Origin of the sequence: Shewanella sp. YQ_9 (genome assembly GCF_043103185.1) — a bacterium.
Taxonomy (GTDB): domain Bacteria; phylum Pseudomonadota; class Gammaproteobacteria; order Enterobacterales; family Shewanellaceae; genus Shewanella; species Shewanella algae.
The window spans coordinates 172156-180280 of sequence record NZ_JBICJO010000036.1; the positions used below are offsets into that span (position 1 = coordinate 172156).

Genomic DNA, 8125 nt, shown 5'->3' on the forward strand with positions numbered 1-8125 from the left:
TCCCGTCTGGCGGGATTCTTGTGAGCCATTGTAGGGGGATTCAGATCAAGTGACCAGACCAGAGTCTGCCGGTAAAAATTTCAGTGATACAAGGTGCAGCGCGAATAATCCTGGGTCTCAGGCCCTGAACCCGAGCACTTGAGGCAACGAAACTGCTGTTGATGCTCGCCGAGTTCAGCCTGCAAAAATCTGGCAGTGTGGGAATCTTTCTGCCTGAGGCGCCGCTCCAGCTCTGTCATTCGCTTATCCAACCAGCGACAACTGGGATCATCGGCGACTTGGCGGCGAGGCTTGGATGCCTTCTTTTTTCGGGATTTCGTTGGTTTACTGTCGCGCGAGGCCTTGGGCAAGGGAGCAGACTCATATTCAAGTGCGGCTTCAAACTGCTGTGGAATGGCGATAGGATTGCCCTCGCTGTCGAGCACCAACCCCAGAGGGAGCGAACCAGGCTCTTTGTCCGGGTTGCTGAGTTGCTTATCTATTGAGGGCTCTGAACTCGACACTAGATTCAGGTCTGAGCTTGATTCGGCCTGGGATTCAGCCAATGGGGCGACTCCCAACCAAAGGAGCAGGCAGCAAAGCCCGCCGATTCTGTAGGTTAACATTCCCTGTACTCCCGCATCGATCCTTCGACGCTGTTTGTCTTCACATCAGAGTCTAGAAGCTGCGGTGAATGTTAGCCAGTTTAAAACTGCCACTCCAGATGCAAGCCGGCATAAGACTGATCCAGGTCGCCATGCCAATCCTCCTCTTGCGCCTGCTGCTTGATATCATCCTCCGCTATGCTGTGACTCAAATGCAAGGAAGCCACCAAAGAAGGGGTTAATGAGTAGCATGCCTCTACACCAAGCTGCAGATGATTGGGGCCATCATGGGTCTGGCTGGCATAGCCAAAGTCGAATCCCTGGGTCACATAGGGGGTCAGAGTCAGTTGCTCGTTCACTTGCCAATGGCTGTGCAGGCTCAACTCAACAAAATAACCAGAGGCTTCAGTAGCATAGGTATAGTTAATCGATGGTGTCAGCCAGCTCAGCCCCTGATAGGCGAGATAGGCGTACACCTCATTGTCATGGGCACGCTCATCACCGTAAAACTCCAGTCGCTGCATGCCGACACCGGCTTCCACTGATTCGAGTGGGTTGAAACAGTATTCCACCCCGGCATTGAGCTCGGCGTAGTTAACACTGTCGGCTCGACCAAACAACACGAAGGCCCCCAGGCCATCACGGCTATGGTGAATACCACTCCAGGCAATCCCGCCCGCAGACAAGTTGTCACGCCCCTCCGAAACATAGCGGCTGTCCCACCCCAGCATGAGTTGGGTTTCGGCGGCCTCATCGGCCAATAATGGATTGCAGCACAGGAGTGTCAGCAACAAGAGCGGATAGCGCATAAAACGTACCAAACTTACAAAGTAAAGTTTATTTTATTCCACCACCTCATTATGTAAATGATAACGAATCGTGTTTTAGATCCAGTTATCATTTATGATTTTTTTGTGCATTGACGGTAGGCTCTCTTCCTCGGCAGCAGTGACTCGTAACTTACAGGTATTTCACTGTCGAGTTTGGCGGCTATGTTTCACTGCTATGTTTCACATCTGTGCCACTGCTATGGCACCAATCGCTTTTATCACCTTGATAAATCAAAGCGGAACCCTTATCTATTAGCCACGCCCCTGAATATTCGCCGCCATGGCGGCAAGACCAGGCATCCAATGCAGGCCCTATGGCCCACGCCCAAAGAGAGGACAGACAATGACCAATCCGCTGCTGACAGCACAGGAGCTGCCGCCCTTTTCCAGTATCAAGGCCGAGCACATTCAACCGGCGGTCGAACAGGCCATAGCCAAATGCCGCGATAAGATAGAAGCCGTGCTGGCCGCCGGAGGCCCCTACACTTGGGAGAACCTGGTGGCCCCTCTGGAGCAGGTGGACGATGAGTTGAGCCAGATCTGGTCGCCGATTTCCCATATGAATTCTGTACTCAGCAATGAAGAGTGGCGCGCCGCGCACGATGCCTGCCTGCCATTGTTGTCTGAGTACAGCACCTTTGTCGGCCAACATCAGGGCCTGTATCAGGCCTATAAAGAGCTCAAGGCATCGGCGGAATTTGCCCTGCTCAGCCAGGCACAACAGACTGTGATAGAACATAGCCTGAGAGACTTCGAACTGTCGGGAATAGGCCTCAATGATGAACAAAAAGCTCGCTATGGAGAGATTGTAAAGCGCCTGTCCGAACTCAGCAGCACCTATTCCAACCAACTGCTGGATGCCACACATGCCTGGAGCAAGCTGGTTACCGATGAAGCCGAATTGGCCGGTCTGCCAGAGTCTGCCATTGCCGCCGCCAAGGCGATGGCCGAGGCCAAAGAACAGCAAGGTTGGCTATTCACCCTGGATTTTCCATCCTATCTGCCGGTCATGACCTACAGCGACAACCGCAGTCTGCGTGAAGAGTGCTACCGCGCCTTTGTTACCCGCGCTTCGGATCAAGGCCCCAATGCCGGCGAGTTCGACAATGGCCCGCTGATGGACGAGATCCTGAGCCTGCGCCATGAGTTGGCACAGTTACTGGGCTTTGATACCTATGCCGATAAGTCCCTGGCCACCAAGATGGCGCAATCGCCCGAGCAGGTTATCGCCTTCCTCAATGAGCTGGCACTGCGCTCCAAATCTCAGGCCAAGGCCGAGTTGGCCGAACTCAAGGAGTTTGCCAAGGAGCATTATGGTGTAACCGAGTTGGCGGCCTGGGATCTGAGTTACTACGGCGAAAAGCTCAAGCAGCACAAGTATGAGATATCTCAGGAAGAGCTACGTCCCTTCTTCCCCGAAGACAAGGTGCTCAGCGGCCTGTTCTACACCATCAAGCGCTTGTTCGGTATGGAGGTCAAAGAGCAGCAGGATTTCGACAAGTGGCATAAAGATGTGCGCTTTTTCCACATCCTGGATGCCGAGGGCGAACACAGAGGCAGCTTCTATCTGGACCTCTATGCCCGAGAAGGCAAGCGGGGCGGCGCCTGGATGAATGATTGCCGAACCCGGCGGATGACGGCCACAGGCCTGCAAAAGCCGGTAGCCTACCTCACCTGTAACTTCAATCGCCCTGTGGGTGACAAGCCGGCGCTGTTTACCCATGACGAAGTCACTACCCTGTTCCACGAATTTGGTCATGGTATTCACCATATGCTGACCCGCATCGATGTCGGCGGGGTTTCCGGTATCAACGGCGTACCTTGGGATGCCGTGGAGCTGCCAAGCCAGTTTATGGAGAACTGGTGTTGGGCCGAAGAGGCGCTGGCGGAGATCTCCGGCCATTATCAGACCGGGGAGCCGCTGCCCAAGGCGATGCTGGACAAGATGCTGGCCGCCAAGAACTTCCAGTCCGGCATGATGATGCTGCGGCAACTGGAGTTTTCTCTGTTCGACTTCCGCCTGCATCAGGAGTTTGATCCGGCCAAGGGCGCCCATATTCAACAGATGTTGGATGAGGTTCGACGCCAGGTGGCAGTGGTCACACCGCCTGAATTCAACCGCTTCCAGAACGGTTTCGCCCATATCTTTGCCGGAGGTTATGCCGCCGGCTACTACAGCTACAAGTGGGCCGAAGTGTTGTCTGCCGATGCCTTCTCACGCTTCGAGGAGGAAGGTATTTTCAACGAGAGCACAGGACGCGACTTCCTGCACAACATACTTGAGATGGGCGGCAGTGAAGAGCCTATGGTGCTATTTACCCGCTTCCGTGGCCGCGAGCCCAGCATAGACGCACTGCTGCGTCACTCAGGGATCCAAGCCTGAGGCAGAAGCAATTGATTAGGCGCCTGCGGGCGCCTTTTTTGTGAGCCAGTTCTCGCTTGCCGTCTGGTATGACCTTTGATAGCCTTTAATTCCTCTCAACTCTTGGACCCTTTGATGAACCTCTACTTTCGCCTGTTTTGGCTGCTGCTCTGGCGAGTGCGCCGGGCAAACGATATCGGTTTTCTCGGCACCAGCCGCATCCGTTATCGGGCTTTACCGAGTGACTGTGACATCAACCTACACCTGACCAACTCCCGCTACCCGGCATTTATGGATCTGGCCCGCACTTATATGATGGCCGAAATGGGCTTGCTGAAGCGCTTTCTAAAACTGAAATGGATGCCGATAGTCAATGCTGCCGAGTTCACCTATGTAAGGGATATCAGGCCATTACAGCAGTTTGAAATTGCTTCTCGCGTGGTTGGCTGGGATGAAAAGTATTTCTACATAGAGCAACGTTTCCTGTCGGACAGAGGCCTGCATGCCATAGTGCATGTCAGAGGTTTGTTCGTCTGCAAACGCAAGCCGGTACCCACGGAAAACCTGTTGACGGAAGCCGGGTTCGATGAAACCACGCCCGAGTTACCGGCAGAGATCATCAAGTGGAAGTCGTTCCTGGATCTCAAAAAGGCCCGTAACAGCTGAATTCTTGTTCAGGGGATTGGCCTGAGCCCGCTGCTGGCCTCCTCCTGAGCCAGAGTCACTTCATCCTGCACCAACATCCAGGAACCCCGCAATTGCGCCTGCAGCCAGTAGCGCCCCAAATGCTGGTAATCCAGTAAGTTGAAACTGCGCTGCAGATAACCAAGACAAGGGATTAAGGCACAATCGGCCAAAGTGAACCCATCTCCGCAAAGCCAATGATGCTCAACCAGGCGTAAGTCCAACGCCCGCAGGCAAAGTCTGAGACGGTTTTCAATTTGACGCTGCACCAGTGGAAGTTGCTGCTCTTCCGGTAAGCTATATTGCTGCTCCAGCTGATAGAGACTGTTGTTGAGGTCGTTATCGGCAATTCTGTCATAGAGACGCACTTGCAGATTGAGCTCGGGCTCCTTGGGCAACAGCCGGGTGCCGCCGTCCATTTTATTGTCCAGATACTCTATGATAATGCTGGATTCAGGCAACAGGCTGCCGTCCTGACACACCAAGAGTGGCAGCTTACCGGATGGATAGAAATGCAGATAGTGTTGGCGCTCCAATGGATCCTGCAGATCCGTTACCCGGGGAAAGAAGTTTGCCTGCTTTTCATAAAGTGCCAGCAGCACCTTTTGCGAATAACGCGACAATGGATGGTAGTAAAGCTCCATAGACAGGGATCCCCATGGTTACCAACTTTAACTTTAGTTGCTGGCTACCGCTTAGGGAAGGCGTGAACAGTTACCATGAGTGCTGCAAGGAATTATCCACCCTCTGTTTGACCCAACTTCTGCTTGAGAAAGTCCAACATGACCCGGACTCTGGGTGGCATCCCCTCACGGTAAGGGTGAATGGCATAGATACCGCCCTCACGCAGATGATAATCCGGTAACAGACGTTCCAGCGCTCCCGAGTCCAATTGCCTTTGCAACAGATGATCCGGCAAGGTGGCTATGCCAAGCCCCTGAGCAGCCAGAGCCGCGATGGCATTGGTACTGTTGCAGCTGATAAAGGGGGTAACCCGAATACGAAACTGTTCGCCCTGACTATTGTGCAAAGTACAGCTGCGAGGCAAATGACTCGATGCATGCATCAGCCATTGGTGATGATGCAGGTTATCCGGATGCAGCGGCTTGCCGTGGCGACTGAGATACTCGGGCGAAGCCACCAGATACTCTTCGAAGTCGCCCAATTTTATCGCCTTGAATTCAGAATCTTCCGGCCAGCCGGCCTGAATGGCGATATCTATCTTATGCTCCAGCAGATTGAGCTTATTGTCCTCAAGCAACAGTGTCAGCCGGATATGGGGGAAGCGCTGGTGAAACTCGCCCATCAAGGGCAGCAGTGACAGTTCACCGACCCCCACAGGTGCCGTGATCCGCAAGCTGCCATGTAGCTGTTCATCACTGGGGCGAGTCACGGCCTCGGCTTGCTTGGCCAGCTGCAACAACTCGGCACAATAGTGATAGAACTGCTGACCATCTTCACTCAAGCCTATCTTGCGCGTGGTTCTGTGCAATAAACGGCTGCCAAGACGCTGTTCCAGTTTCTTCAAATGTTGACTCACCATGGAGCGGCTGATCCCCAGCACTTCTGCGGCCGCCGTTAACGATCCCTGTTCCACTACAGTGGCGAATACCAACATACGATAGAGTTGTGCCGCATCCATCTCTCACCTTTGTTTAATTTCAATAACCAAAGTGATAAGTAAAGCACTCATTATCAATTTTTGCCACGGGGATACACTGATGCCATAAACCTACTGGAGTAAAAAACATGATCCTTATCTTAGGTGCATCCGGCCAATTGGGCCGTCTGGTCAGCCAAGCCTTATTGGCAAAGGTTCCTGCCAAACAGTTGAGATTGGCAAGTCGCCACCCTGAACAATTGAACGAGTTTGCTGATGTAGAGAAGGCCTTTGCCGATTACAGTGACCCGGCTTCACTCTCGAAAGCCATGCAGGGTGTCAAACGCCTGTTGTTGATCTCGGGTGATGCACCCAATGATCAGAGACTGCAGCAGCACATGAATGTGCTCAGCGCCGCCAAGGCCGCCGCTGTCGAACAATTGGTTTATACCAGTTTCCAATTGGCGACCCTGGACTCGGCATTCGACTTTGCCCGCACCCATGCGGCAACAGAAGCTGCAATAGTTCACTCAGGTGTGCCTTACACCTTGGTACGTAACGGTCCCTATGCCGAATTGCAGTTGGCCGGGTTGGAGCACACTCTGGCAACAGAAACCATGCTCAATGCCAGTGAAAATGGTTTGTTTGCCCCTGTGTGGAAGGCCGATCTGGCAGAGGCCATCGCCGGCATTCTCTCATCGGAATCGCCTGTAAGCAGCCATCTTGGGCAAACCTATACCCTGACAGGCCCGGAACTGTTGAACCAGGCCCAGGTGGCACAATACCTGTCGCAGGTGAGTGGCAAAAACATTCGGCTGCAAAACATTTCAGTCGCAGAGCTGGAGCAGATTTTCCTCGGGATCGGCCTCCCCGGTTTTATGGCCAAGGCGTTTGCCAACAACTCCAAGGCGATAGCCGATGGTGAATATCAGCAGCAAAGCGCAGATCTGGAACGTCTGCTGGGGCGCCCAGGGCATTCACTTAAGGCCCTGTTTGAACAGAGCCTCACTCAATCCTGATACCCGATATCGCGTGCCACAGTCCCTCCCTTTGCCTGGGAGGGGCTGTGATGGTTAATCATCATTGATCACTCCCATCTTTATCCCGATTGGTATTACACTGGTGCAGCAGTAATTGAATCAAAAGGGAAAGCACATGAGCAAGCCGGAAGATTTTGCCACCATCTATGCCAGAGCCTGCGAGCGCAAAGGCGGCGCCGAGCGACTGGAGAGCCTGTTACCCAGAGTCTGTTCCACGGAAGAATTGCTGGAATATACAGATGCCGAGTTGCTTTCAGCACTCAGCAAACAGGTATTTCAGAGCGGCTTTGTCTGGAAGGTAGTGGAACACAAATGGCCGGCCTATGAAGAGGCCTTCTTTGGCTTTGAACCCATGAAAGTGTTGATGCTCTCCCCTGAGCAGTTGCAGGCCAGAGGTGAGGACAGTCGCCTCATTCGCCACCAGAAAAAGACCCAGGCCATTTATGATAACGCGCTCATGGTGCAGGATATTGCCAGAGAACACGGCAGCCTGGCCCGATATATCGCCCTCTGGCCGGTGGAGGAGATCACCTCACTGTGGCAGGAACTCAAACGCCGTGGTGCACGCTTGGGTGGCAATACCGGCCCCTATTTTCTGCGTGGCATAGGTAAAGACAGCTTCCTGTTGACCGCTGATGTTCAAAACTATCTCAAGAGTCACAAACTGGTGGACGCAGGCTTCAGCTCAAAAAGCGGCCTGGCCCAGGTACAAGCTGTATTCAATCATTGGCAGCAGAGCAGCGGTAGGAGCATGGCCGCCATCAGCCGTATCTTGGCTTGTAGCACCGGGGACAATCGTATCTGAGGCCTGAGATAAATTTGTCTTGAATATAGACAAAAAACAGTTGCAATCGAAAATGAGAACCATTATCATTTGTTCTGCGTTCCAAAACTCATCCTTAACTGAGAGTCAGTTAACCGCTAGTCGACTGAGATTTGCTTGAAGTTATGGTGTTCCTGAGTTTGCAAAGCACGACATTGCTCACACACTCTTTTAGGCCGGGTTAATTACCCGGCCCTTTTTT

The 8125-nt window shown here is 53.1% G+C and carries 8 protein-coding genes; 4 read left to right on the forward strand and 4 right to left on the reverse strand.

Annotated elements, in window-relative coordinates; translation table 11 throughout:
• Positions 1-80: 80 nt before the first annotated feature.
• Positions 81-605, reverse strand: a complete 525-nt coding sequence (locus tag ACF8D4_RS11890; protein ID WP_145839494.1) for a hypothetical protein — start codon at positions 603-605, stop codon at positions 81-83.
• Positions 606-685: 80 nt separating this feature from the next.
• The gene (locus tag ACF8D4_RS11895) at positions 686-1393 is read right to left on the reverse strand and encodes a hypothetical protein (RefSeq protein ID WP_144164584.1); all 708 of its coding nucleotides are present in this window, start codon (positions 1391-1393) and stop codon (positions 686-688) included.
• 364 nt (positions 1394-1757) lie between these two features.
• On the opposite strand from ACF8D4_RS11895, the gene prlC reads away from it, so the two are divergent.
• Complete coding sequence (prlC, locus tag ACF8D4_RS11900; RefSeq protein WP_159352660.1) at positions 1758-3797, forward strand: oligopeptidase A; 2040 nt, start codon at positions 1758-1760, stop codon at positions 3795-3797.
• 114 nt (positions 3798-3911) lie between these two features.
• Entirely contained in the window at positions 3912-4442 is a 531-nt protein-coding gene (locus ACF8D4_RS11905; RefSeq protein ID WP_025009092.1) for a thioesterase family protein, read from the forward strand.
• Between the two features lie 8 nt (positions 4443-4450).
• Here ACF8D4_RS11905 and ACF8D4_RS11910 read toward each other — a convergent pair whose 3' ends face one another.
• Complete coding sequence (locus ACF8D4_RS11910; RefSeq protein ID WP_096142205.1) at positions 4451-5104, reverse strand: glutathione S-transferase family protein; 654 nt, start codon at positions 5102-5104, stop codon at positions 4451-4453.
• 92 nt (positions 5105-5196) lie between these two features.
• Positions 5197-6102, reverse strand: coding sequence for a LysR family transcriptional regulator (locus tag ACF8D4_RS11915; protein WP_028780390.1), 906 nt, complete (start codon positions 6100-6102; stop codon positions 5197-5199).
• Between the two features lie 107 nt (positions 6103-6209).
• On the opposite strand from ACF8D4_RS11915, the gene ACF8D4_RS11920 reads away from it, so the two are divergent.
• Together ACF8D4_RS11920 and ACF8D4_RS11925 are read left to right on the forward strand one after the other, a co-directional pair.
• Positions 6210-7079: an NAD(P)H-binding protein gene (locus ACF8D4_RS11920; protein ID WP_208142307.1), complete on the forward strand. Its 870-nt coding sequence runs from the start codon at positions 6210-6212 to the stop codon at positions 7077-7079.
• A gap of 136 nt (positions 7080-7215) precedes the next feature.
• Positions 7216-7905: a DNA-3-methyladenine glycosylase I gene (locus ACF8D4_RS11925; protein WP_025889011.1), complete on the forward strand. Its 690-nt coding sequence runs from the start codon at positions 7216-7218 to the stop codon at positions 7903-7905.
• Positions 7906-8125: the final 220 nt, after the last annotated feature.